The organism is Virgisporangium aliadipatigenens (assembly GCF_016863615.1).
Taxonomy (GTDB): domain Bacteria; phylum Actinomycetota; class Actinomycetes; order Mycobacteriales; family Micromonosporaceae; genus Virgisporangium; species Virgisporangium aliadipatigenens.
Window position 1 is genome coordinate 79,806 of record NZ_BOPF01000032.1, and the last position, 24,532, is coordinate 104,337.

25 protein-coding genes are annotated in these 24,532 nt (G+C 69.7%); 22 read left to right on the forward strand and 3 right to left on the reverse strand.

Going from position 1 to position 24,532, the window contains the following annotated elements; all coding sequences use genetic code 11:
- Positions 1-12 precede the first annotated feature (12 nt).
- The 6 genes from Val02_RS34395 (at position 13) to Val02_RS34420 (ending at position 7,311) form a co-directional block, all read left to right on the forward strand.
- On the forward strand, positions 13-372 hold the full coding sequence (locus tag Val02_RS34395; protein ID WP_203903462.1) for a hypothetical protein: 360 nt from the start codon (positions 13-15) through the stop codon (positions 370-372).
- Positions 369-986 carry a DUF7341 domain-containing protein gene (locus Val02_RS34400; protein ID WP_203903463.1) on the forward strand — a complete coding sequence of 206 codons (618 nt, stop codon included), beginning with the start codon at positions 369-371 and terminating at the stop codon, positions 984-986. Before Val02_RS34395 ends, Val02_RS34400 begins: the two co-directional genes overlap by 4 nt.
- A 396-nt stretch (positions 987-1,382) precedes the next feature.
- Positions 1,383-2,633: an IS701 family transposase gene (locus Val02_RS34405; protein WP_203903519.1), complete on the forward strand. Its 1,251-nt coding sequence runs from the start codon at positions 1,383-1,385 to the stop codon at positions 2,631-2,633.
- A 36-nt stretch (positions 2,634-2,669) separates the two neighbouring features.
- The gene (locus tag Val02_RS34410) at positions 2,670-3,959 is read left to right on the forward strand and encodes a hypothetical protein (RefSeq protein WP_203903464.1); all 1,290 of its coding nucleotides are present in this window, start codon (positions 2,670-2,672) and stop codon (positions 3,957-3,959) included.
- Between the two features lie 1,323 nt (positions 3,960-5,282).
- Complete coding sequence (locus Val02_RS48895; protein ID WP_203903465.1) at positions 5,283-5,708, forward strand: phage terminase small subunit; 426 nt, start codon at positions 5,283-5,285, stop codon at positions 5,706-5,708.
- Positions 5,695-7,311: a terminase large subunit domain-containing protein gene (locus Val02_RS34420; RefSeq protein ID WP_239153557.1), complete on the forward strand. Its 1,617-nt coding sequence runs from the start codon at positions 5,695-5,697 to the stop codon at positions 7,309-7,311. The genes Val02_RS48895 and Val02_RS34420 overlap by 14 nt, the downstream gene beginning before the upstream one ends.
- A 9-nt stretch (positions 7,312-7,320) precedes the next feature.
- Here the strand turns inward: Val02_RS34420 and Val02_RS34425 are convergent, their stop codons facing one another.
- Positions 7,321-7,755, reverse strand: coding sequence for an Imm1 family immunity protein (locus Val02_RS34425; protein WP_203903467.1), 435 nt, complete (start codon positions 7,753-7,755; stop codon positions 7,321-7,323).
- Positions 7,752-8,825: a DUF6244 family protein gene (locus tag Val02_RS34430; protein ID WP_203903468.1), complete on the reverse strand. Its 1,074-nt coding sequence runs from the start codon at positions 8,823-8,825 to the stop codon at positions 7,752-7,754. The genes Val02_RS34425 and Val02_RS34430 overlap by 4 nt, the downstream gene beginning before the upstream one ends.
- A gap of 95 nt (positions 8,826-8,920) precedes the next feature.
- On the opposite strand from Val02_RS34430, the gene Val02_RS34435 reads away from it, so the two are divergent.
- From Val02_RS34435 to Val02_RS34475, 9 genes are all read left to right on the forward strand, one after another.
- Positions 8,921-10,282: a phage portal protein gene (locus tag Val02_RS34435; RefSeq protein WP_203903469.1), complete on the forward strand. Its 1,362-nt coding sequence runs from the start codon at positions 8,921-8,923 to the stop codon at positions 10,280-10,282.
- Between the two features lie 24 nt (positions 10,283-10,306).
- Positions 10,307-12,160 (forward strand): VG15 protein, encoded by a 1,854-nt coding sequence (locus Val02_RS34440; RefSeq protein ID WP_203903470.1) that lies wholly within the window; start codon positions 10,307-10,309, stop codon positions 12,158-12,160.
- Positions 12,157-12,357 (forward strand): hypothetical protein, encoded by a 201-nt coding sequence (locus Val02_RS34445; RefSeq protein WP_203903471.1) that lies wholly within the window; start codon positions 12,157-12,159, stop codon positions 12,355-12,357. Before Val02_RS34440 ends, Val02_RS34445 begins: the two co-directional genes overlap by 4 nt.
- Positions 12,358-12,747: 390 nt before the next feature.
- Positions 12,748-13,275: a hypothetical protein gene (locus Val02_RS34450; protein ID WP_203903472.1), complete on the forward strand. Its 528-nt coding sequence runs from the start codon at positions 12,748-12,750 to the stop codon at positions 13,273-13,275.
- Between the two features lie 36 nt (positions 13,276-13,311).
- A complete protein-coding gene (locus tag Val02_RS34455) occupies positions 13,312-14,238 on the forward strand; it encodes a phage major capsid protein (RefSeq protein ID WP_203903473.1) in 927 nt (308 codons plus the stop codon).
- 17 nt (positions 14,239-14,255) lie between these two features.
- Positions 14,256-14,720: a hypothetical protein gene (locus Val02_RS34460; protein WP_203903474.1), complete on the forward strand. Its 465-nt coding sequence runs from the start codon at positions 14,256-14,258 to the stop codon at positions 14,718-14,720.
- The gene (locus Val02_RS34465; RefSeq protein ID WP_203903475.1) at positions 14,720-15,046 is read left to right on the forward strand and encodes a hypothetical protein; all 327 of its coding nucleotides are present in this window, start codon (positions 14,720-14,722) and stop codon (positions 15,044-15,046) included. Before Val02_RS34460 ends, Val02_RS34465 begins: the two co-directional genes overlap by 1 nt.
- Entirely contained in the window at positions 15,046-15,348 is a 303-nt protein-coding gene (locus Val02_RS34470) for a DUF5403 family protein (protein WP_203903476.1), read from the forward strand. The genes Val02_RS34465 and Val02_RS34470 overlap by 1 nt, the downstream gene beginning before the upstream one ends.
- Positions 15,349-15,352: 4 nt before the next feature.
- The gene (locus Val02_RS34475; RefSeq protein WP_203903477.1) at positions 15,353-15,757 is read left to right on the forward strand and encodes a hypothetical protein; all 405 of its coding nucleotides are present in this window, start codon (positions 15,353-15,355) and stop codon (positions 15,755-15,757) included.
- 7 nt (positions 15,758-15,764) lie between these two features.
- Here the strand turns inward: Val02_RS34475 and Val02_RS34480 are convergent, their stop codons facing one another.
- Positions 15,765-15,986, reverse strand: coding sequence for a hypothetical protein (locus Val02_RS34480; RefSeq protein ID WP_203903478.1), 222 nt, complete (start codon positions 15,984-15,986; stop codon positions 15,765-15,767).
- A gap of 197 nt (positions 15,987-16,183) precedes the next feature.
- On the opposite strand from Val02_RS34480, the gene Val02_RS34485 reads away from it, so the two are divergent.
- The 7 genes from Val02_RS34485 to Val02_RS34515 all read left to right on the forward strand — a co-directional run bounded on the left by Val02_RS34485 (position 16,184) and on the right by Val02_RS34515 (position 24,532).
- On the forward strand, positions 16,184-16,735 hold the full coding sequence (locus Val02_RS34485; protein WP_203903479.1) for a phage tail tube protein: 552 nt from the start codon (positions 16,184-16,186) through the stop codon (positions 16,733-16,735).
- A 22-nt stretch (positions 16,736-16,757) separates the two neighbouring features.
- Positions 16,758-17,165, forward strand: a complete 408-nt coding sequence (locus Val02_RS34490; protein WP_203903480.1) for a hypothetical protein — start codon at positions 16,758-16,760, stop codon at positions 17,163-17,165.
- Between the two features lie 68 nt (positions 17,166-17,233).
- Positions 17,234-17,482 (forward strand): hypothetical protein, encoded by a 249-nt coding sequence (locus Val02_RS34495; RefSeq protein WP_239153558.1) that lies wholly within the window; start codon positions 17,234-17,236, stop codon positions 17,480-17,482.
- Between the two features lie 33 nt (positions 17,483-17,515).
- Complete coding sequence (locus Val02_RS34500; RefSeq protein ID WP_203903481.1) at positions 17,516-20,416, forward strand: phage tail protein; 2,901 nt, start codon at positions 17,516-17,518, stop codon at positions 20,414-20,416.
- 12 nt (positions 20,417-20,428) lie between these two features.
- Positions 20,429-21,325 (forward strand): hypothetical protein, encoded by an 897-nt coding sequence (locus tag Val02_RS34505; RefSeq protein WP_203903482.1) that lies wholly within the window; start codon positions 20,429-20,431, stop codon positions 21,323-21,325.
- Between the two features lies 1 nt (position 21,326).
- The gene (locus Val02_RS34510) at positions 21,327-23,600 is read left to right on the forward strand and encodes a hypothetical protein (protein WP_203903483.1); all 2,274 of its coding nucleotides are present in this window, start codon (positions 21,327-21,329) and stop codon (positions 23,598-23,600) included.
- A gap of 35 nt (positions 23,601-23,635) precedes the next feature.
- Entirely contained in the window at positions 23,636-24,532 is an 897-nt protein-coding gene (locus tag Val02_RS34515; RefSeq protein ID WP_203903484.1) for a hypothetical protein, read from the forward strand.

Below are 24,532 nucleotides of genomic sequence, written 5' to 3' on the forward strand. Positions count from 1 at the left end.
AGGAACGACGAGTTGAGCACGCACCGCAAACGGCGGGGAGCCGCCACCCAACGCATCGCCGCTGACGCCTGGAAAGCCGACGGCTGGCCCTACGCCGAACCCGTCGGCGCCGGCATCCCGGGCCGAGACCTCACCGGAACCCCGGGCATCGGGATCGAGGTCAAAGCCCGCCGCGACCTCGACCTCACCGGATGGCTGCGCCAAGCCGTCCGCAACGCCGACGCAGACATCCCCGTCCTGCTCGTACGCCCCGACAGGTACGGCCCGGCCACCGTCGACCAGTGGCCCGCCATCGTCCCGCACGCCGTCCTGCGCCGCCTCCTGCGCGCCGCCGGCTACGGCACCCCGACCGACACCGGGAGCGCGAAGTGATCGACCGGGAACACCTGCTGCACCGCATCGCCCAGGACGTGACCGCGCTCGTCGACCCGTACGACCACGCCGAATCGGTCGAGGTGCAGGACGGACCGCGACGCCGACGTCGGCGGATCATCACCCGACACCCCCCGCTGCTCGACCAGCTCGCCGACGCGGTCGAGCCCTCCCGGGCCGCGGCCGGTGGCGGGCTGCGCGGCTACGCCTCCACGCCGTCCGCGCGGCTCGACGCGGTCGACCGGCTCCTCGCCATCGACGCCGGAGCCGCGATGTGGCTGACGGTCCGCCTCGGCGAACCGCTCCGCGCGGACACCCCGGCGAACCTGCGCGGACTCGTCGGCGCGGCGCACTGGTTCGACGATGACAACCTCGCCGACCTGGCCGCCGCCGTCCGCGGCTGGCACACCTGGGCGCGCACCGTCACCGGATGGGACACCCCACCGTGGCGACCCAACGCCCCCTGCCCCGCCTGCGAATACAACGGCGGGCTCCGCGTCCGGCTCGGCACCGGCACCGCCATCTGCGTCGAGTGCGGCGCCGCGTGGGACGCCGACACCATCAGCACCCTCGGCCGCTACGTCCGCACCTACACCGAGGTAGCCGCGCCGTAAATGAGTTGGCGCTCGCCCCGACACGCGTCATAGTGGTCTCGGCGCCCGCAGTGTCTCCGCTGCCCGGGCGTCTCTTCATCTCCACCCGCGAAGAGCCCACCGCGCTCCCCTTCCGTGGTGCGGCCGGTCCCATTACAGCGCGCCCGCCGACGATGAGCGGCCCCCAAGACGACACTCGCCGTTGAGCGTGCCCAAACCGGGCCGGATTGCAGCCGCGAGCCAGACTAGTACTCCAGCAGGAGATCCGTTCTGACCTGCGCTGACGGTGTGTTTTTGTCCGGCGATGGCAGACAGCCACCGTCGAGCCTGAAGGTTGTGTGGACCGAACAGGATGCGGCGGTGGCTGCGGCTTACAGGGTAGATGCCCGGCGATGGGCTGGGCTGTTCGACGGGTTGATGGACACGATCGGGGCGCGGTTCGCCCGGCCGGAACCTCGCCGCCGGGTCCGCGACTTCGTCGCGGGACTGCTGGCGCCGTTGCCGGTGAAGAACTGCTGGACGATCGCCGAGCACGCCGGTGACGACGGTCCGGGCGGGATGCAGGACCTGATCGGCCGGGCCAGTTGGGACGACGCTTTGGTGCGCGCTGACGTGCGTGACTTCGTCGCGCAGCGGCTGGGTCACGCCGACGGAATCCTGGTCGTGGACGAGACCGGCGATCTGAAGAAGGGCGTCCACACTGTCGGGGTCCAACGCCAATATTCAGGAACGGCGGGGAAGATCGAGAACTGCCAGCTCGCGGTACACCTGTCGTATGCGTCCCCGCTCGGGCACACGCTGGTCGATGTCGCGCTCTATTTGCCGCGCTCGTGGGCCGACGATCCGCAGCGGCGGACGGAGGCAGGCGTTCCGGACTCGGTCACCTTCGCCACGAAGCCTCAGTTGGCGCGAGCGTTGATCGACACCGCGGTCGCTGGCGGGCTGCCGTGCCGGTGGGTGACCGGCGACGAGGCATACGGCGGCGACCCGCACCTCGCCACCGCGCTGCGTGCACACCAGCTCGGCTATGTCCTGGCGGTGGCCTGCACGCACCGGGTGCCGACGGGGCACGGTGTCCAGCAGTCCGGCCAGATCGCCGCCGCGCTGCCTTCAACCGCGTGGCAGCGAATGTCGGCGGGCGACGGCGCGAAAGGATTCCGTTACCACGACTGGGCATTCGTCGACCTGCCCAAGGCCGAAGACCAGCACGGCGGTCGGCACTGGATGCTGATCCGCCGCAACCGCACCACCGGCGAGTTGGCGTTCTACCGGTGCTGGTCACCGCATCCGGTGCCGCTGCACCACCTGGTCACGGTCGCCGGCCGACGCTGGAGCATCGAGGAATCGTTCCAGGCAACCAAATCCGGGCTCGGTCTCGACCAGCATCAGCACCGCCGCTGGAAGGCATGGCACCGCTGGACCACGCTCGTCATCGCCGCGCACGCATTTCTCACTGCCGCAGCAACGCTCAGCACCAGCAGCGTTACCAGCGTTCCGGACGGTCTGATCGCGATCACCGTCAACGAACTCCGCCGACTGTTCCACGCCCTGATCATCGAACCCGCCCGACCCCGAGCCGACGCCATCACCTGGTCCATCTACCGCCGACGCCACCAACACGCCGCCAAAACCAGCCACTACACCCGACAAGCCCTCACCGAGCCATAAAACGGATCTCCTGCTGGAGTACTAGGGTACGTCGACATGGAGGCAGTCAACGTTCGCGAAGCAATGCAGCTAATGCCACAGGTGGAGCAGCGGGCAAAAGAAGCGAAGCTTTCATACGCTTTCGAGATAGAGTCAGCCGAGTACTCGGCTATTCGAGTCTCGATACCGCGACTTGGCGGAACACCCCGCGACATTCTAATTTCACCAGAGAATGTCGCATTCTACTTGGCAGCAAACTTCGAGCATTGGTCGTTCATAGAAGACCGCTTCGCGATCGATCGCGGCGACACAAAAGAGGTCGAACTCGCCCTCTCGCCACACAGTTTCACTGACGCTAGGCGCCTCATGCAACTCGGAGGTTACCAAGAATTCGCAGGAGCGATACTCAAGCGCGAATTCACGAACGAAATGGTTGTTGAATTCGCACAACGGCCGCAAAATAGCCTGCGAATCCGGATCGGACGATCAACTCCCGCCCTTCAAATGTCGGGCATCGGCGACTCCCGGGGCGACATTGTTCGAACCATAGCGAGCCTGTTCATCGCCGGCCTTAGCGGAGAAAGTAGGCGTCCCGAGCGCCTGGCAGCAGTAATTGCGGACATCACGAACGCAACCTTGTTCGACCTAGCGGTGGTCAACGGCATAAACGTTGAAGCCATGGATTATCCGAGGCTAGAAGTAGTAACCGCACAACGCTTCAACACGGGACCAACGCCCCGGGTTCCACAGTCGCGCTATTCACCCGAGGCAAGTTCGCTTTTTCGCTACGCTCAGAGCGCCGACAGACAGCCCTTACTTCGCTTCTTGGCCTTCTATCAAGTAATGGAGCATTTCTTTCCAACCTACACAGAAATCGACACCCTGGACCGCATTCGCCAAATAGTCATCGATCCGTCGTTTAACTCTGACGATAGGACGAAACTCGCCCGACTCGCACAGGCCATACGGTCCAAAAGTTTTCCATCCGAAAAAGAACAGATACGATCTACCATTCAGCATTGCGTCGACGTCGACGATTTAAAAGCATTCATTAACGAAAGCCCCGAGCGCGCCAAGTTCGTCGGACTCAAAAAGGATGGCCTGAGGTACGTTAGGCAAATCTCACAGAATGATCAAAGCACACCGCTTACCTCACAGGTTGCGGATCGTATTTACGAAATTAGGTGTCGCATTGTTCATGCGAAGGATGGTGGCGGTCCAATGCAAGCGGAACTACTGCTGCCCTTTGGATCCGAAGCGAAACTACTCGGTCATGACATCGACATTGCCCGGTTCGTGGCAGAAAAGATCTTGGTTGCGAATGCCCGCCCGACGTCCTGGGCTTAACGATGCTGGCAGGATGCCGTGACCTCGTGGGAGGGATCCACCCGCCGGGAACGGCTCCCCGACGACTGGACGGTGCGCCGCGCGCACACCCTCGTCCGAGATGGCTATCGATGCACCGCGGTCCTTGCACCACACGGGAAGCGATGTGACCAGGCCGCGACCGACGTCGACCACATCCGGCCCGGTGACGACCACGACGAGGCCAACCTCACCGCGCTTTGCAAGTGGCACCACAGCCGTAAGAGCGCCGCCGAGGGAGGGCGCGCCGCCGCGGCCGTTCGAGCGCCACGTCACCGCCCGCCCGAACCACACCCTGGAGAACTGTGACGCGTGTAGTGATCATCAACCCCGTCGGCGGACATGAGCAGGGCACAGCCGTTGACTACGACCCACACACCGCAGAGTGGCTTGCCGAACGCGGTTACGTCGCGACCGTCGATGAGCCCGAGCTGTCCGCGCCGGCGACCGAACCGCCGCCAGCTCCACGCCGCAAGCGGGCCGGCGCTCCGCCGCCCATTACGGAAGGTGACGACCGGAGTGGGGGGTGACCCCCTGGGCGGGGGCGCACCCACCGGAACGTCATAGCATCCCCGGTCCTGTACGGGTTTACTACTCGCGATAATGCACTGAGAGTGATCGGCGATCGCCCCGCGAGGACGATCGCCTCTCGACTAGACGGCTACGAACTGCGTCCGAAGTAGACGCCAATTGCGGTAACGGCCGCTGCACCTAAACCACCGACTGCGGTAAGTGCGGCAGCAGGTGCATTAACGATTGCCAGTCCCGTGACGGCTGCGAGGCTGCTCCCAGCCAACGACGCGCAATACACCGCTACTCGTCCACGCTCGCTTGCACTTCCACGACCCTGCCGATGTGGTCTGGAATGGCTCCTACGTACGCTCATACAGCCCTCCGAACTTGCTCCTGGAAACCTGGAGGCGCAAGGGCGGCCTGCTAGCCACAGCAGGCCGCCTTCTAATGCACAGCGGATGCCGCCCTTGCTGCCTTGCAGAATTCTCGGACGGGCCGATTGACCCCGCTTAACGGAGGGCCGCCACAAATGGCGACAAAGGGGACTTCCTTGACAGTGGGTATACCCCCACCAAACCTAGTAACGACTAGCCGGAGTTTCGGTAACGGTGCAAATTGCCACTCTGACCGTTGAGTCAATCGACGTAAATTTATATATGCAGGTCACACCATCGCACCTGTGATCAGGATCACTATTTCTAGCATCTCCGGAAGATCATCCCTGCCGTGATTCAGCTCTTACCTCGACTCGACGGACAGTCAGTCCGTCGCGATTGGTTGGAGGGAGCAGATATGGGCACCCGTGGGCCAGTCCCGAAGAGATCGGTCGAGCGTCGACGCCGGAACTCAACCGGAATCACCACTCAAGTACAGCCGCAAAGTCAGCTCAACGCACCACCGCTGGACTTTCCAGCCCACCCCGTAGCCGCACGGTGGTACGCCTCTCTCGCCGAGTCCGGCCAGTCACACTTCTACGAACCGTCGGATTGGGCCGCGGCCTGCCTGGTCGCCTTCGACCTGACCCGGCATCTGAACTCCGGGCGAGTGTCGGCGCAGATGCTCGCTGCGCTGTGGTCGGCGATGGGCGACCTGCTCACCACCGAGGCCGCTCGGCGCCGGGTGCGCATGGAGATCGACCGCAGCGTCGACGACGGTGAGGCCGACGCGGCGCGGGTCGCGGTGATGGCGGCGTACCGCCGTGGCGTTGGGGCGTCGTGACCCGCTCGGCGCACTGGTCACCGGCCCGGACGGTATCCCGACGCTGACGCTCGGCTGGACGGTCTTGGAGTGGACGGTCGAGTACCTGCGTCAGCCGGACGGGCCGGATGCTGGTGCGCCGTGGCGGTTCACCCCGGAACAGGTCCGCATCGTCTTGTGGTGGTACGCCATTGACCCGCGGGGCCGGTTCGTCTACCGCCGCGCCGTCATCCGCCGGTCGAAGGGCTGGGGCAAGGACCCGCTGTGCGCGGCGCTGGCGTGTATCGAGTTCGTCGGCCCGTGCCGCTTCGGCGGGTTCGACGCGGCCGGCGACCCGGTCGCGGTGCCGCACCCAACGCCGTGGGTCCAGGTCACCGCGGTCAACCTGGCGCAGACCCGCAACACCATGTCGCTTCTGCCGGGGATGCTGTCCCCGGCCGCGGTCGACGACTACGGCATCGACCTCGGCAAAGAGATCATCTACGCCCGCTCCGGCGGCCAGATCCAGTCAGTGACCAGCTCGCCCCGGGCGCTGGAGGGCGGCCGACCGACTCTGGTCATCGCGAACGAGACACAGCACTGGCTCGCCACGAACGACGGGCACGCAATGGCCCGGGTCGCCCGCCGCAACCTGGGCAAGTCCCGCGACGGGGCCGCCCGGCTGGTCGAGATCACCAACGCGCACGAACCCGGCCTGGACTCGGTCGCCGAACAGTCCTATGAGGCGCACCTGGCGATGGTCGAGGGCCGCACCCGCGGCGGTGGCCTGCTGTACGACTCGCGGGAGGCGCCGCCGGAGACGGTGTTGTCCGATCCGACGAGCCTGCGCGCCGGCCTCCGGGCGGCGTACGGGGATGCGACGTGGACCGACCTCGACCGGCTCGTCGACGAGGTGTACGACCCGAACACCCCGGCGTCGGAATCGCGGCGGTTCTACCTCAACCAGATCGCCGCCGCCGAGGACGCATGGACCACAGCAACCGAGTGGGACGCCTGCGTCTACGACGACCAGCTCGGCCCCGGCGACGTCGTCGCCCTCGGCGGGGACTTCTCCCGCACCGACGACGCGACCGCCCTCGTTCTGTGCCGCCTGTCAGACGGACTCCTCGCACCCGTCGGGGTGTGGGAGCGTCCGGACGGCCCGGCCGGTGACGGCTGGGAAGTACCGCGCGAGGACGTCGACGACATGGTCGCGCACATCTTCGGCCGATACCGGGTGGTGGCCTTCTACGGCGACGTGGCCGGGTGGGAGTCCTACATCGACGCCTGGTCCGTGCGCTACCGCGACCAGCTCGCGGTCAAAGCCTCGCCCCGCTCGGTGGTCGGCTGGGACATGCGCGCCCGCACGGGCGAGTTCACCCGCCGGGGCGCCGAAGCAACCCTCGCCGCGATCACCGACCGGACGTTGCGCCACACCGGCGATCCGGTGTTGCGCCGACACGTGCTCAACGCCCGCCGCCGACCGAACCGGTGGGGCGTGTCGTTCGGCAAGGAGCACCGTGAATCGCCCCGCAAGGTCGACGCACTCGCCGCCGGCATCCTTGCCCGACTCGCCCGACAGGATGCCCTCGCCGCGGGAGCGGACGGGGCGGGCGAACGCTCCGGTGAGGTGTGGGCGCTTTAGTGGCGACGCCTACTCCTCGTCGTCGTCCCACTCAATGTTGGTTGGCCGCTTGCCGGTTTGGACGAACTCGCGGACGGCATCACGGGCCTGCGTGGGGGTGAGCCGGAGCCGGTCTGCAACGTAATCGGTCGGCACACCGTTGTAGTTGAACCACAGCGGGCCGTTCTCCCACGGCGGCAAGGCCGGGTCGTATCCGATGCCGACGCCTTCCGGTCCTGTGTAGAGAACGCTGGCGCGGTCGGGATGGCCGAGGGTGATTTCGATACCGACTGGGAACGGCCCGAAGGTGGCACCGTCGGCGAAGATACCGGCCTTGTACCCGTAGCCGTCTTCGTCGCGGCTGGCGGCTACCCGATCGAGGACCGTATCGAGGTCATCGACCGTAGAGACGGTGGCCTGGCTGTGCTCGTCCCACTCGCCCCAACCGACGCGGTACGCGCTCATCGCTGTGTTACCCCTTCTCCGGTCCCGGTGTATGTGCCCCAGTAGACCGGGCCGTCCTTACCGGCAACGTACACGTCGAGGGTCATGCCGCGATCGAGCAGGCTCGACAGCATCGCATGGCACCCGAGAGGACCGATACACGGACGCTTGCTCACGACCAGCACCGCATGATTCACATTGCCGTCACGCATGATGCCGCTCGTGTGGCCTTCCACATGGGAGCCGGCCACGTCGAGTCGGTGCCACCGCCGTTTGAGCGTGGCGTAGTTGTCCACGACGGCATTCGACGTCCCGTTGAGCAGCAGCCCGTTGTGTAAACGCCTACCCTGTCCGTCGGTCATCACGCCGGCCGTCTTCGAACCCGGCGGCACATGCAGATCGGTCGCGATGGCCGATACAAAGTCCGGAATCGAGCGCGCCGGGTCAACCCGGAAGCCGGGCGCTGGCTCCGGTGGCGATGCCCGTTCGGCATCGGGCGATTGGCTGCTGGGGCCGCCGTCGTCCGCTACCGCTTTCGCAGGTTCGCCCTCGGATCCGTCCGGCGATGCACCTCCGCCGCCGGCATCACGAGCCTCCGAAAGCGCTGCCTCGACATGCTGTTGCGCCAAGGTGCAGTGCTGTCCAACAGTAATGAGAACGTTCCTGATGCCTTCCAGCCGGGCGAGCATCGGACCTGGCCGCCCGCCCTGCAACGTCGCCGCAGCAGCGCGTTGAACCTCCACCAGGCGGTCAATCGTGGTTCCGATCCCGTCGTGAACGGCGGCAAGCGCCGCCCCGATCGGGGTCAGAATATCGATTGTCTGTTGCGGAATCATCTGCCTCGGTGCCAGCGACACCGGTCGTCTCGCCTCCTGGACTGCGCCGCCGAGGCCGGCGATCCGGGCGCGAATTTCGCCGATGCCCGAACGAACCCGTCCCATCGCCTGCGCGATTCCGGTGAACCCGGTCGCCGCCATGTGCGCTGCGATGTCCGCGGAACCGCGTTCGGCCCCGCCCGCGATCTCCCCGGCCCGGGCGATCCCGGTCTGCATCGCCGCGAGGTCGCCGTCGAGGTCGTCGATGAGCGTCACGCCCTACGGCCCTCGCATCCGGTCGACACCGATCGAAGCGTAGGAGTCTCCACCAGCGCCGACAAGGCGCGGCCGAACTGCAACAGGGGGCGGGGATGCTGAGTCGACGTGACGCGGTCGATACAGCCGCGGGGATCCTGCCGAAGTACCGCGCCGAACTCGAACGCCTCGACCGGATCGATCGGTACCTGCGCAACGAACACGACGGGCCGTACATGCCCCGCGCGGCGTCGACGGAATACAAGCTGCTCGCCAAGCGCGCCCGGACGAATCTATTGCCACTGGTCGTCAACGGCGTCGCCCAGGCGCTCTACGTCGAGGGCTACCGCCGCTCGGACGGGGCCGCCCCGGCAGGGGCGTGGCAGTGGTGGCAGACGAACGGGCTCGACGCGCGCCAGTCGGCGATCCACCGCGCCGCCCTGGCCTACGGCACCGCCTACGTCACGGTCACCTCCGGCGTCGACGACCTCGGCGCGCAGATGCCGGTCATCCGCGGCGTGTCCCCGCGGCGGATGCTCGCGGTGTACCAGGACGAGACCGCCGATGACTGGCCGGTCTTCGCGCTGCGCGTCGACCCGCAGCAGGCCGGCACCGACCGGCGGCTGATGCTGCGCCTCTACGACGACACCGCGGTCCACTTCCTGTCCGTCGACACCTCCGGCGACCGGCCCGAGTACATCGACACCCGCACCCACGACATCGGCCTGTGCCCGGTCGTGCGCTTCGCCGACGTCCCCGACCTGGAGGGCCGCGCGCCGGGCGAGGTCGAGCCGCTGATCGAGGTCCAGGACCGGATCAACCAAACGGTGTTCGACCTGTTGGTCGCGCAGACGTTCTCGTCGTTCAAAATCCGCACCGTTTCCGGGATGGCGCCGCAGCTCGACGAGCACGGCCAGCCGAGGCCGTTGCCGGTCGACGCGCGCCGGTTCCTGATGGCGAAAGACCCGGACACGAAGTTTGGGCAGCTCGACGAAACCGACCTGCGCCCGCTGCTCGCCTCGGCGGACGCGGCGATGCGGCACATGGCGGTCATCTCCCAGACCCCGCCGCAAGACCTCCTCGGGGAGCTGGCGAATCTGTCCGCGGAGGCGTTGACCGCCGCCCGCGACGGGCAGACCCGCAAGCGCATCGAGCGGGAGCACGTGTTCGGCGAAGCGTGGGAACAGACCCTGCGCCTGGCCGCCTACGTCGCCGGGGACACCACCGGCGCACGCGACCGCGCCGCTCAGGTCGCGTGGCGGGACGTCGAAGCCCGCTCGCTCGCCCAGGTCGCCGACGCGCTCGGGAAGATCGCGCAGATGCTCGCCGTCCCCGTCGAAGCGCTCTGGTCGCGCATCCCCGGGGTCACCGCGACCGACATTGAGCAGTGGCGCCAGATGCGCGCCACTGAGCAGGCCGCGGACCCGATGCGACGCCTCGCCGACCAGGTCGAACGCCAAGCCGCACCACCACCCTGACCAACCCGAAAGGGGGCCGCGGGCGTGCCGGTGTCCGCGGCGGGGGCGACGTTGACCGCCCGGCACCGGGCCGACCAGCTCGCCCTGCGGAGCCGGTTCGCCGGCACTTTCCTTGCGGCGTGGCCGGTCCTCGATCCGTTCCGGCTCGACGACACCACCCCGGCGTGGCTCGCCGTCGCCGAACGCATGGTCAGCGACGCCCGCCGCACTTCGGCCGCGACGACCGCCGGCTACTACCGGGCGCACCGCGACGCCGAGCTGGCCCACCTCAACCGCGACCACGGCGACGGGTTCGCCCGGGTCGTCGACGACGGCCCGGACCCGGTCGCGTTGCGGACCTCGCTGCTGGTCACCGGGCCGGTCACGATCCGGCGCCTGTCCGGGCAAGGCGTTCCGGTGCCGGAGGCGGCACGGGCCGCGGTCGTTCGGGCCGAGGCCGCCGCCGCGCGACACGTCCTCGATGGTGGCCGGAACACGATGCGCACCACGATCGCCGCGGATCCGGTCGCGCTCGGATGGGCGCGGGTCACCGACGCGAACCCGTGCTGGTTGTGCGCGATGGCCGCCTCCCGCGGACCGGTCTACAAGACCCGCGACAGCGCGCTGTTCACCTCCAGCACCGGTGGGCAACCGTGGCACGACGGATGCGCCTGCACCGCGGAACCGGTCTACAGCCGCAATGCGGCATGGCCCGGCGACGGCCGAGACTGGGCACGGCTGTGGGCGGAAGTCACCACCGGCCTCTCCGGTGAAGACGCCCGGCTCGCGTTCCGCCGCGCGGTCGACGCACAACGCCGCGACCGGAACCGCGCCGGAACCACCGACGACACCGGGCCGGAACCGGAAACCGCGCCCACTCCGGAACCCGTTCCCGCCCCCGAACCGGAACGAGCGGAAGCCGTTCCGCCCCGGGAGCCGGAACCGGAACAGCCCGCCGACCAGGCACAACCCGAGGGTGTCGACCCGCTCGACGGGGTCGACCTCGCCGAACTGTCCGACGACGCGCTCTATGACCTGTTCGGCGACGTGTCCGCCGACCCGGACACACCGGAACCGGTGTTCGACCGGCTGCTCGCCGAGATGGAACGCCGCGAGTCCGCCGGAACCGACCCGTCCCCGGAACCGGAACCCGCCCCGGAAGCGGTGCCGGATCTCCCGGAACCCGTCGAGCAGGCGCCGGAGCCGGAGCCGGTGGATCCGCTCGACGGGCTCGACCTGGCGGCACTGGCGGATGCCGACCTGTACCGGCTGTGGCGCGACCACGCCGACCAGCCGGACGCGGTCGAGCGGATCGCCGCGGAACTCGCCGCCCGCGACGCCCGCACCGCCGGCCCGGCCGAAGACGCCGCGCCCGAGCCGGCAGACGAGTGGCCGGAGCCCGCGGTCGAGGAATGGCCGGACTGGGACGCCGAAGACCTCACCGACGAACAGCGGCGCATCGACGAGTTGGTCGCCGCCGGGTGGGACTACCGCGACGCCTACGCCGAGGTCCACCAACAAGACGCCGCGGAACTAGAGCGTCAGGAACGCGCCGCCGCCGTCGACGTCGAGCGCCGCGCCGGAGAGACCCGCGACCAAGCGGTCCGCCGGATGTACGACGAGTGGCTACACCTCCAGCTCGTCGCCGCCGAAGAGGCGACGAACGGCTACCTACTCACCAGGGCCGGTGAAGCGGCCGGCATCGACCCGATCAGCGTGTTCTCCGGCCCCGCAGCGCGGGCACGCAAATGGGCCAGCGAGGAACTGAAACGGTGGTGGACAGACAATCCACGGCTGACGTTCACTGAGTTCCGCGCGCAGATCCTCGGCCGCGACACCGACCGGCAAGCCGCCGAACGCATCCGCTCCCAAGGCAACGACAGGGACTTCGGACTATGACCGCCACCGTCACCCGCCTCGACCGGCTACACGCCATGCGCGCCGCCCGCACGGCGGCACTGCGCGCGCTGCCCGTCACCGTCTGCCCCTACCGCACAGACGGCGACGGTCGACAGCGCGTCCTTGCCCGGGTCTTCGTCCGCGAGTACCTGCGACACCAACCGCCAGCAGACGACTTGATCGATTACTCCCGATAGAGCTTCGTTCTATGGAGTCGGCGGGCCGGGTGCAGTGGGCGGCTCGATCGATGGCGGTTGCCGCCGTCCAACGAGTTCTAACAGCCACGGACCGATATGACGGAGAGTGCTGAGCCAGGAGGTCACGGGGAACGCTTTGGCGATTGGTGGAGCAGCTTTAAGAGCCTCGACGCCATGCAGTTTGGTGATCGCGAAGCAGAACAAGAGCCACAGCGCCCACGCCACCACGGGCAAGATCGCCATCAGGGCGAAAAAGGACACGATTCTTCCACTCCAAACAGGGGAAGGTCGATCCTCAAGGCGGCATTTTACACCACGCACCTACTCGGCGGCAGGACTCCTTCGCGTCCGAATCTCGCCATACCGATCGAAGTTCAGAGGAGACCACGCATGCCTGAGATCGCTGCGGACCAGGATCCCGCGATCGAATCCGCAACATCGCCGACCTCCACGTCAGCACCAGCCTCTACGGCGCAATCGCCGAGTACACCGCCGTGGGAACGCAACGGGAAGCCGTTCGACCCGGCCCGCGCCTGGTCGCTCATCGAGAATCTGCGCGCCGACCTCGCCGCCGCGCGCACCACCCCGCCCGCCGGCCCCGCCGGGACGGGCACCCCGCCGGCCCCGGTGGACGTCCCGGACGTGCAGACGCTGCGCGCCGACCTGGTCCGCGAACGGGTCGCCCGCCGGTTCGGTTTCGATGACGCGCTGCTCGACCTGCTCGGCACGGGTGACGAAGCGACCCTCACCAGCCGGGCGCAGACCCTCGCCGACCGGCTCAACCCGCCGGGCGCTGGTGGCGGGTCGCCGGTGCCGCGCCGCCCGGTCGAACAACTGCGCGGCGGCGCCGACCCGACCACCGACGCCGAGGAAACCGACCCGGCAAAGCTCGCCGGCAAGGTCCGGCGTGGCTTCTAACCCGACCATCCCCACGCTGCCGCTGGAGGCTTGCCTGTGCCGCACCAGTTCCTGAAACCGACCGTCATCGCCCGGACCGCGCTCGGGCTGCTGGAGCGCGAAATCGTGCTGCCCGCCCTGGTGTGGCGCGACGCAGTCGCCGACTTCGCCGGTGCCCTCGACGACACCGTCACCCTGCGCGTCCCGGCCCGGCTCAAGGCCCGCCGGGTCGCGCTGCGGGATCACTCCAACCCGATCGTTACCGACGAGCTGAAAGAGACCGCGGTCCCGGTCAAGCTCGACACCCACGTCTATTCCGCGGTCGGGGTCACCGACGAAGAACTCACCCTGGACATCTCCGACTTCGGCGCCCAGGTCCTCATGCCCCAGGTGCGCGCCATCGCCGAGGACATGGAAGACCAGCTCGCCGCCACGATGGCCGCCGCCACCTACGCCACCACGCTCGCGCTCGACCTGACCAAGCCCGAAGACACCCTCGTCGACGCCCGCATGGCGCTGAACAAGGCCAACGTCCCGCTCGGCGACCGGTTCGCTGTCGTCGGCGCCGATATGGAAGCGGTGTTCCTCAAGTCCGAAGTGCTGAAGAAGGCCGACTCCTCCGGCTCGGACTCCGCACTGCGGGAAGCCGAGATCGGCCGGGTGCGCAGCTTCCCAACCTACGTCGCCAACGCCCTGCCGCCGAAGGCCGGCTACGTGTTCCACCGCTCCGCGTTCGTGCTCGCGCTGCGCGCCCCGGTCGTGCCGGACGGGGCCACGTTCGGCCGCTCGGAGTCCTACGCCGGAATGGCGATGCGGTGGCTGCGCGACTACGACGCCGCGTACCTGCGCGACCGGTCCGTCGTGTCGTCGTTCTCCGGCACCAAAGCCGTCGTCGACGGCCCCCTCGCCGTGCCGTCCGGCTCGCCCGCCGGCACACCGGCGGTGCCGACGTTCGTCCGCGCGGTCAAGCTCACCATGTCCTGACCGGTCGGGAGGCTGCCGTGTTGCCCCGCCTCATCGAGCCAGCCGCGGTCATCACCCGACTCGCCCGCACCCTGTCTCCCGCGCAGCTCGCGCGCCTGGACGCCGTCGTCGACGACATCTCGACCGAGATCCGCTCCGCCACCGGCCGCACCTGGACTCTGCCGGATGGCATCCTCGACCCCGCCCGGCCCGACCTGCTCGCCATCATCGCGGGCCGCGCCGCCGAACGCGCCATGCGCAACCCGGGCGGGCTCGCTGCCGAGACGGTCGGCGACTACAGCCGCCGCTTCCCCGACCACGACACCGGCGACGTTGGCCTGTACCTGAGCGACGGGGAACGGCGGATGCTCGAAGCGATGACCGGCGCGGGCACCGGGCTGGTGTCCGTGCCGACCGTCCGCGACGTCGTCGTCGACGAGCGGCGATGGCTGTTCGACGGGCACGGCGGAGACCTCATCCTGCACGAGGACCGGCCCGCCTGATGCTGCTCCCGCACCCGGTCACCGTCTATCCGTCCCAGCCGGACACCGACCCGGACGGCAATCCCATCCGCCGCCCCGCGCCCGCCGGGGTCGACGTCGACGGCTACGTCCAACCCGCAGCCACACCCGGCGGCACCCGCGACGACCGGGCGGCCCGGGTGCGGGCGGTCGCCTACCTCGACCCGGATGCGCCGTACCTCGACCGCGGATCCCGACTCGTCCACGACCACACCACCCACGAAACCGCCGGCCCTGCCCGCCGACACACCGACCCGGACGGGACGTGCGTGTTCTGGCGGGTCGAGCTGGTCGCCGCGGAGGACTGATGCCCACCCTGAACCCCCGCCTGACGACGATCGTCGCCCGGCTCCCCGCGGTCCGCCGCCAGGTCCGCACGGTCGCCGCTGACGTGCTCACCGCCGCCCGCGACCGCGCCCAAACACAACGCCGCACCGGCGCGTTCGCCCGATCGCTGCGCCTGGCCCGAGGCCGGGTCGACACGCGAGTCGAGTCCACCGACCCGGCCGCGCTCGCCATCGAGTACGGCCACACCACCCCCGCTGGACAACCGATCCCGGGAGAGCACATCCTCGGCGGAGCCGCCGCCGACATCGCCGCACGGAGGTGACCGGATGCCACCGGACGCGGAAACCGTTGTCCTGCAATGGCTCCGCACCCGACCGAACCTATCGGCCGTGCGGTTCGGCACGACCCGGCCCGCAGACCTGTCCCGGCACCTGCCGTTCGTTGCTATCTCGCGGATCGGCGGCGGCGGTGCCGCGCCCTCGTGGCGCGGCGGGCTGCTGGTCGACCGGGCCGGGCTCACCCTGACCGGCTGGGCCAAACCGCACCGCGCCGACGCGCGCGGCCTCGTCCGCACCGTCGTGTATGAGTTGTCGACCACCCGCGGCGTGATTGCTAAAGCCGGGGTCCTTGTCCGTGTCATGGTCCTGGCCGGACCGATGCCTCTGCCGGACCGGAACGCGCCTGAAGGCATCCACCGATTTGTTGCGACGGTGCAGGCCATCGTGCGATAGATGCCCATTACATCGACCGCCCGCCAATAAGACCGACAATTGCGCCAAACCCCATCTTGAAGGCGGTCGAACACGCCTCGCTCGCGGCCTGCACCTGGGCTGACTCGCCACCGAAAAGCGCAAGAACAACATTCAAGATCAGCGAAACAACGGTCAGGCCCACAACCGTGGAAAAGATCAGCTTAAATCGCGGCGATACGGAAGCGTCCGGCGTCCGACCCTTGTCCATCCGTTCCCCTTCAAGTAACTCGATCCCGACGATGCGGGGCCTTGCGCACACTTCCGAGCCCAGGGCGTTAGATGCGTCCCAGGCGAATCGGAAATCCGCGCCGAGTTACTTGTCTCCGTTCGGTGAACAGGGAACTTGCGAACACTGTACGCCGCCATCTTCTGGGTCACACCGACTGACAGGTAGAGGATCACCAAGTGGCACTTGACGACTCGACACTCGTGATCCCGGGTGTCGGCTTCATCTACACCGCCGCTCCCGGCACGGCGAAGCCCGCGAACGTGGTGGCCCCGGAGACGCCGTGGGTCGATCAGGGCCACACGTCGGAGGATGGGCTGACGATCTCGTTCGAGATCAGCCGCACGAAGCGGCGCACGTGGCGCGCTCGTGCGGGGGTGCGGGTGTCGGTCGACGAGGTGAACTTCACGTTGGGGTGGCAGGCGTTGCAGGTCGACAACGACTCGCTCGCGGCCTACTTCGGCGGTGGCGACATCTCGACCGCGGACGTGTTCGGGGTGCTGAAGGCACCGGCGCCAATCGAGCGGGCGCTGTTCATCCGGCTCGTCGACGGCCCGACCGAGGTCGACCTGTATGCGGCGAAGGTGGCGATCGGGCCGAACGGTGAATCGACCGCGGGTCCGGAGGACTTCGCCGGGTTCCCGTTGCAGGCCGAAGTCCTCGACCATGCTGCCGCCGCGCATCTGGCGCAGTGGCTCGCCCCGCACCTCGGCGCCCCGTCCGGTGCCTGACCGTCCACTGTGGAGGTAGTGCATGTCTGCGCTTGACGCTGTCGCCGCGGAGGCGACCCGCGACCGGGCCGCGCCGCTGTTGGAACGGCGGATGCACGGCCGGACGTGGCGCTTCGGCACCATCGACGTCCGCCCGGCCCGGCTGCGCCGGTATGCCGTACTGGCCGAGTCGGTCGAGGGCCGGCCCGCGGAGGAGATCAGCGGCGCTCAGGCGGTGGAGCTGGCCGGGATGGCGGAGGAGATGCTGCGCTCGGCGTTGCCGGCCGTGGACCGGGACGCCTTCGACGATGCGCCGTTCACCGGCACAGAGATCGGCGAGTTGATCTCGTCCTACTTCGCGGCGGTAGGTGTGGGGCCGGGGGAATCTGCGGCCTCGCCCGTCTCCTCGCCGCGTGGCCGGAGGCGGTCGAGGCGGACCTCACGACGCTAGGCGTCGCCCTTGCCGACCTGTGGACGGGCCGGCTCACGTTGCGCCGCCTGCACACCCTCATTCGCGAGTTGCCGGGCACGTCCCGGCTCGCCGTCGCGGTCCGCGGCGGTGTCGTGCATGACGGCTGGGACGTGCACGCCTACCTGTTGGCCGCGGTCGTGAACGCGGTCCAGGCGAACACGCACGCGCTCGTGCAGGTGAACTCCCGCCGCCGGATCCCGCCGCCCAACCTGGTGCCGCTTCCTGGCCAGCCGCGCCGTACCGGTCGCACGGTGCGGGTCGCGGACCTTCCCGGCGCCCGCCCTTCCCCCGGCTAACACCGGGGCCGCGTGCGGGAGGGGGTCCGCCTCGTGACCTCTCCCGGTGGTGTGGAGGCTGCGCGCCTGTCGGTGCGGGTGCTGCCGGACACCTCGAAGTTCGCCGCCGAGTTGCTGCGCTTCCTGCGCCGCATCGAGCAACACGTCGAACTCACCCTCCGCGCCGCGGTCGACCTCCCGTCGCTGCTCTCCTCGGTCCGGCACGCGATCACCGCCGCCCGCCGGCTCCCGGTCCGGCTCCCGGCCCAACTCGACACCGCCGGCCTTGCCGCCGCGGTCCGCCGCGCCGCCGCATCGGCCGAGGACGGCGTGGCCGTGCGGGTCGGGGTCGAGCTGAACACCGCCCGGCTCGCCGCGCATGTGCGCGCGGCGGTCGCGACCCGGTCGGGGCGGGTCCGGCTGGAACCGGACATGGCCCACTTCGCCCGCGAACTGTGGCACTGGATCCAGCAGCTCGAAGACCGGTTCACGCTGTTTCTGCGGGTCGAGCCCGACATCGTCAACCTGCTGTCGTCGCTGCGGGCCGCGGCCGACATCGCCCGCCGCACCGTCGTGGTGCAGCTTCGCACCGACCTCGACCCGACCGTCCTGATCGCCCAAACCCGGGCCGCCGCCGCGCTCGCCTCGCGGACCGCGGGGTCGATTCGGGTGCCGGTCGACATCGACACCAGCCGGATCGCGGCCGGGCTGCGCCGCATCGGCGGCGCGGTGGCCGGAGCCGCCAGCCGAGGAGCCGGACTCCTCGCCTCCGGCGTGAAGGTCGGGCTGATCGCCGCCGGACTCGGCGCCGCGGTCGTGCAGGCCGCGAACCTCGCCGCCGCCCTCGCCCCGGCCGCCGGTGCCCTCGCAGCGATTCCCGCCCTGGCCGCGGTCGCGGGTGGCGCGGTCGCCGCACTCAAGATCGGTTTCGCCGGGGTCGGCGACGCGATCGGCGGGAACGTCGACGCGCTCGGCCGGCTCGCCCCGGCCGCGCGGGCGGTCGTCGACGAGGTCCGCGGGCTTGCGCCGCAGTTCGACGCGTTGCGGCGAGTCGTTCAGGAATCGCTGTTTGGGCCGCTGATCGGCGAGGCCCGCGCGCTGGCCGAAGTGTGGCTGCCGCTGCTGGAGACCCGCCTTTCGGGGATCTCCGGCGCGTTCAGCGCCATGTTCGCCAGGGCCGGTGAAGGCGCGCGGACACCGGAGTTCCTTGCCGGGATCGATGCGGCGCTGCGCGCGACACAGGCGGGTGTGGCCGCGTTCGCGGCGGTTACCGGCCCGCTCGTGCGCGCCCTGGGCGTGGTGATCGGGGCGTTCGCCCCGGCGCTCGGCCGGGCGGCCGAGGCCGCCGCCGCGCTCGCCGGCTCGTTCGCGCAGTTCCTACTGAACGCCGACCGGACCGGCGAGTTGGCCGGGTTCGTGTCCACGGTCGGCACGACTCTGCGCCAGATCGGCACGGTTCTCGTCCAGCTCGGCGGGATCTTCGCCGGGGTCATGTCCGCCGCGCAGACATCCGGCGGTGGGCTGCTGGCGACGCTCGGGCAGATCCTCACGAGCGTCAACGCGTTCGTGTCCGTCGGGCCGGGACGCGACGCCCTCGCCGGGCTGTTCGGCGCCGCGCAGGCCGCGGTCTCGGCGCTGTTGCCGATCGTGCTCGACCTGGTCGCGGCGATCGGCCCGGCGCTGGCTGATCTGCTCGGGCCGGGTGGGCTCGCCGGTGGGCTGGCCGCCCTCGCCCCGGCCGCGAAACCGGTCGGGGCTGCGCTGGCCGGGATCGGCCGCGCGGTCGCGCCTCTGCTCGGTCTGCTCGGTTCGGTTCTCGCGGACGCGCTGACTTACCTCGGCACGTTGCTGTCGATGCTCGCGGCCGAGTTCGGGCCGCTGATCGCCGTGTTCGCCAAGGCCGGCACCGCCCTCGCGCAGGGGCTGCTGCCGGTGCTGATGACCGCTTTGGAGACCGGGCTACCGGCCGCGGTCGCGGTCGGTGAAGCGCTCGCGACGGCGCTCGGGCCGATCGTGCCCGTCGTCGGCGAACTGGTGACCGCGTTCGTGCAGAACCTGCTTCCGGCGCTGACGCAGCTTCAGGGCGTCATGTCGAGCGAACTCCTGCCGGTGCTGACGGAGGCTGCGACGCAGGTCGGTGGTGCGCTGGTCCAGGCGCTGCGCGACCTCGCGCCGATCATGCCCGACCTCGCCAACGCGGCGGCCGGCCTCGCAACCGCGGTGGTTCAGGTCGGTGTGGCGTTGCTGCCGCTGCTGCCGATCCTGGCCGAGATCATCGCCCGGCTGGTCGGCTCCGGGGCGTTGACGGTCGCGGTGGAGTCGCTGACCGGGGTGGTCATCATCGCCGCCGCGATCATCGGCGCCCTGTCGAACGCGTTGCGGGTGGTGGTCGGCTGGCTGGTCCAGGCGTGGGACTGGTCGCAGCGCACCAGTGCGGCGATGGAGGCCGGTTTCGGCGCGGCGGTGTCCTACATCGCCTCCCTGCCGGGGACGATCCGCGGGTTCTTTGCCGGTGCGGGCGGGTGGCTGGTCGACGCCGGCCGCAACCTCGTCGACGGGCTGTTGAACGGGATTCGGCAGATGGCCGCCCGCGCGATCCAGGCGGCCCGCGATGTCGCGACGTCGATGGTTAACGCGGCCAAGTCGGCGCTCGGGATCCGTTCCCCCTCAACGGTGTTCGCCGGAATCGGCGAGAACGTCGTCGCCGGGTTCGTGGCTGGGATCGACTCCGCCCGCCCGGCCGCCGCCGGTGCGATCGACCGGCTTGTCACCGTGCCGTGCCCGCCGACGGTCGAGCCCGACGGCGGAACGGATCCGGTGGTGAACCTGACCGCGTTGGTGCGCATCGGCGACGGCCCCGTGCTCGACGCTGTCGAGACCGCCGTTTCCCGGGATCCGGAGCGGTTCGCCCAGCATGTCCGCGCGGGTGAGCGCAGTTTGACCCGTCGCGGCTGAGGGAGGCGTCTCGTGGGTTTGTTCCTTGGCACACCGGGCCGGCTCATCGCGCTTCCTGAGCCGGACCCGGGGGTGTCGGCGACGGTGGTGCGCCGCTTTGGCGTGCATGACCTGCTCGGCGGGGGCCGCGTCGTGGACCGGGCCGCGGTGGGTCGTCGCGAGTGGCGGCTGTCGTGGCAACGACTCTCGGAGGACGAGTTCGCGGTGTTGGAGGCGTTCCACACCGGGGCGTTCGGGCCGGGGCCGTGGGTGCTGGTGAGCGATGACATCGGCTGGAACTGGTTGACGCCGAACCAGGCATCCGGCACCGACGTGTTGGGCACCGCCGACGGGTTCACCGTCGGTCCCGCCTCTGGCGAGACGGCCGTACCCCAATGGGGCGGGTCGGTCTCCGGGTTCGCCTGTCTGGCCTGGACGGTCCCGACGAACGCCACGTCCGGGCGGTTGTGGGTCGTTCCGCCGTTGCGGTGGCCGTTCACGGCCGGGGCGCGCCGCGGTGTGCCCGTCGTGCCCGGGGCGGTCTACACGTTCGCGGTGTCGGCGGCGGCCGACGTGCCGGTCACGGTCCGGGCGAACGCCGGCTGGCTCGACGCCAACGGCGAGTATCTGCCGGCCCCGCACGCCGGGCCGCCGGCTGTGCTCGGGCCGACCTATCAGCGGCTGTCGGTCACCCTGCCCGCGCCGCCTGCCGGTGCGGCGTTGCTGGAGACCACGGTGTCGGTCGACCTGTCCACCGTTACAGCGAACGCGACGGTCCGGCTGGACCTGCTGTCGCTCACGACCGGGACCGTGGCGCCGCCGTGGCGTCCGGGTGGGGGCGTGCCGGTGGTGTCCGTGACCGACCTTGCCGACCGCTACCCGTGGCACGACGTGCACGACTGCGCGATGACTCTGCTGGAGGTGGGCTGATATGCGGCCGGTGACACCCGAGCTGGCCGCCGCGATCGAAGCGGCGGAGCGGCGGCCGGTGCTGGCGGTGCGGGTCGACTGGGACGGCGACGGCTACGACGGTGACGGCAGCGTCGACGACCTGTCGGCCCTCGCCGGGGAGGTCGTCATCGACCGGGCGCTCGCCGGGGAACTGCCCGACGAGGTGTCCATCGTGGAGGGCTCCGCCGCCGCGTCGTTGACAGTTGACCTCGACGCCGGTGGGTGGCAGGTCGAGGACGAGACCGGGCACGCGGCGTGGTACTTCTCCGCCGCGAACCCGGACGGGCCGTTCTCGTGGCGGCAGATCCTGGGACGTCCGGTCACCGTCGACGTCGGTTTCCACACCACTACCGGCCCGCAGTGGGTGCGCCGGTTCACCGGCCGCACCCGCGCCCTACCGGTCTCCTCCCGCCGGCGCAGCGCGCAACTGCGCGCGCTCGACGGGCGGGAGCGGCTGCGGCAGGTGGTGCAGGTGCCCGGGGCGGTCACCCGCGACGTCGGGCTCACCGCGACGTGGCTCGTCTCCTACGTCCTGCACCAATGCGGCATCCCCCCGTCCCCACCACCCCGAACCCCGTGGGGCACAGACCGGGTGCCCCGGCTGTGGATCCCCGCCCACGGGTCGATCCAGCCGCTTATCGCCGGCACCGTGACCCTCGTGCGCCGCCGGTCGACGGTCGCGTCGACCGACCGCGCCCAACACCGGTACGTGCCCGGACCGTTCGTCATCGCCCCGCACCTGTACTACAACCGGGCGGCCGAGAACGACCAGGTGACCGGGACGCTCACGTTCGCCGACATCACCAACCAGGGCGGACGCATCGTGGCCTCCCAGGTGTATCGGCTGGAGATGTGGGTCCGCGGCGACTCCACCCTCACGGCGCCGCCGGAGCCGATGGGGATCGTGATGGAGGACAACGGCCCCGACCGGCTCAAGACCACCGGACGGATCTTCCTCGGCCTCACCCCGGAGCGGCGGCTGCGGTACTACTGCACCGCCCGCGGCGGCACCGCCCCGGTCGCCGAGGCCACCGGCCCGCAGATCCCCGCCGACGGGCAATGGCACTTCATCGGGGTGCAGATCGACATCCTCGCCGACGAGGTCACCTTTGCCCTCGACCAGCGGCCTCCGGTCACCGTCGAGACGCCGACCGCGGCCCCGTACAACGAGATCTGCCCGTCCCGGGTCGTGTTCACCGCGTGGGCGCCGTTCGCCGAACTGCACGTCACGTCCGACCCGCTCGATGCGCCGTGGCTCAACACCGTGCCGTTCACCCCGGGCGCGCGCCTGGACCCCTCGGTGCTGACGCTGGACGCGGTGGTCGAGCGGGAGCCGCGCGAGGCGTGGGCACTGCTCAGTGAAATCGCTGCGGCGGAGCAGGCCGTGATCGGCTTCGACGAGGATGGCGTGTTCGCCTACCGCAACCGGACCCGCCTCACCGACCGCGATGCCGTCCGCGTCGTGCGCACGCTGAGCGCCGAGTCGGCAATCACAGACCTCGACGCCGAGGTCGCCATCGACCGGGTCCGCAACGTCGTCACCGTGCCGTACACGCCGGTCGTGATGGACACCGCCGTGCAGGTCCGCACGTGGGTCTACGAAACGCGGGACCTGCACACCGTGCCCGCCAACGGGACGGTAGAGGTGTGGGCGTCGCCGGAGCGGCCCCTCGCCGACGTCGACCTCGACGGGTACGCGGTCACCGAACAGCCGAACTTCCCCAACACCTACGTGACCCTGTCCCGCACGCCGGAGGGCACGCAGCTCGTCTTCGACAACATCACCATGACCGTCGTCGCCTGGACCGTCGGCACCCTGCGAATCCGCATCGTCAACGGCAACGCCTTCGACCTGCACACCGCCAACAGCGCCGGCTTCCCCACGATCGGCGTGGCCGGGGTCGCCTCCCGCGTCGACCGCCCGATCGGCGTCCAGGTCCGTGACCCCGACTCCGAAGCGGTGCACGGCCAGCAGCCCTACGCCGCCTCCGCGAACCCGTGGATCCAACGCCGCGAGGTTGCCGACACGCTCGCCCGCGCGCTGCTGGCCGACCTCGCCACACCGCATCTGGTCGTGACGAACCTCGTCATCGTCGGCGACCCCCGCCTCCAGCTCGGCGACCGGGTCCGCGTCGTCGACCGCGACGGGATCGCGCTCGACGGCGAGTACTGGATCACCGCCATCCGCGACCGGATCCGCGCCGACGGCCCATACACCCAGACCCTCGCCCTACGCCGCGCCGCCCCACGCTGACCACGCGGCACCGGGGCGGGTTGAGGAGGAACCGAATGCCGAATCCCGACCCGAGCCGGATCACCGCCGCGCTGTGGTACTTCGCCGAAAGCTGCCTCGCGATGCAGCCCGGCACCCAGTACGGCGGCACGTTCGCCGACAAACCCGGATACCACAACACCCGTAACAACCTCATCAACCAAGGCCGGAGCAACGACTACTCGATCCGCCTTGCCGCCGACCGTGCCGGACCGGGCGACAAGTGCGCCGCGTTCGACTGGACCTTCCCCGACGCCCAGAGCGGGAAGTACGGCACGATCATCCGCTACGGCGAACGAGTCCGGAACGCCTACCGGACAAGGGATCCACGCCTGCACGGCTGGCGGGAAGTCCTCATCCAAGCCGACTGGGACAACGCCGCCGAAGGGTTCGACTTCACGAGCTGGAGCGAACGGACGCCGGACGACTCCCACCTGTGGCACGGCCACTTTTCGTGCCTGCGGCAGTACCTCAACGACATGACCGTCATGCGCGGCATGTTGTCCATCCTGGTCGGCGAAAGCCTCGACACCTGGCGCGCCGGCCTGTCCCGATACGGAGGACCCAACGTGGCCGAACTGACCGACGCCCTCGCCCGGCAGATCCACAACGCCGACACCTACCTGTGGCGCGGCCTCACCCAACTCGACGACGTGGTGCCGGACATCAAGTCCGCGACCGGCACCGGCACCATCACCAACGAGTTCGCGCGCCAGTTCAAGCGGCTCGTCGCCGACGTCAAGGACCTGAAGAACCGGCCGCCGGTGACCGTCGACGGCGCCCAGGTCGCCGCGGCCCTCATCGCCGATCCGACGTTTGTCAACGCCCTGTCCGCCGCAATCATCGAGCGGCTACCGAGCACCGGCGACGTCGCCGCCGAACTCGGCCGTCGCCTGTCCGCCACGAACGCCTGA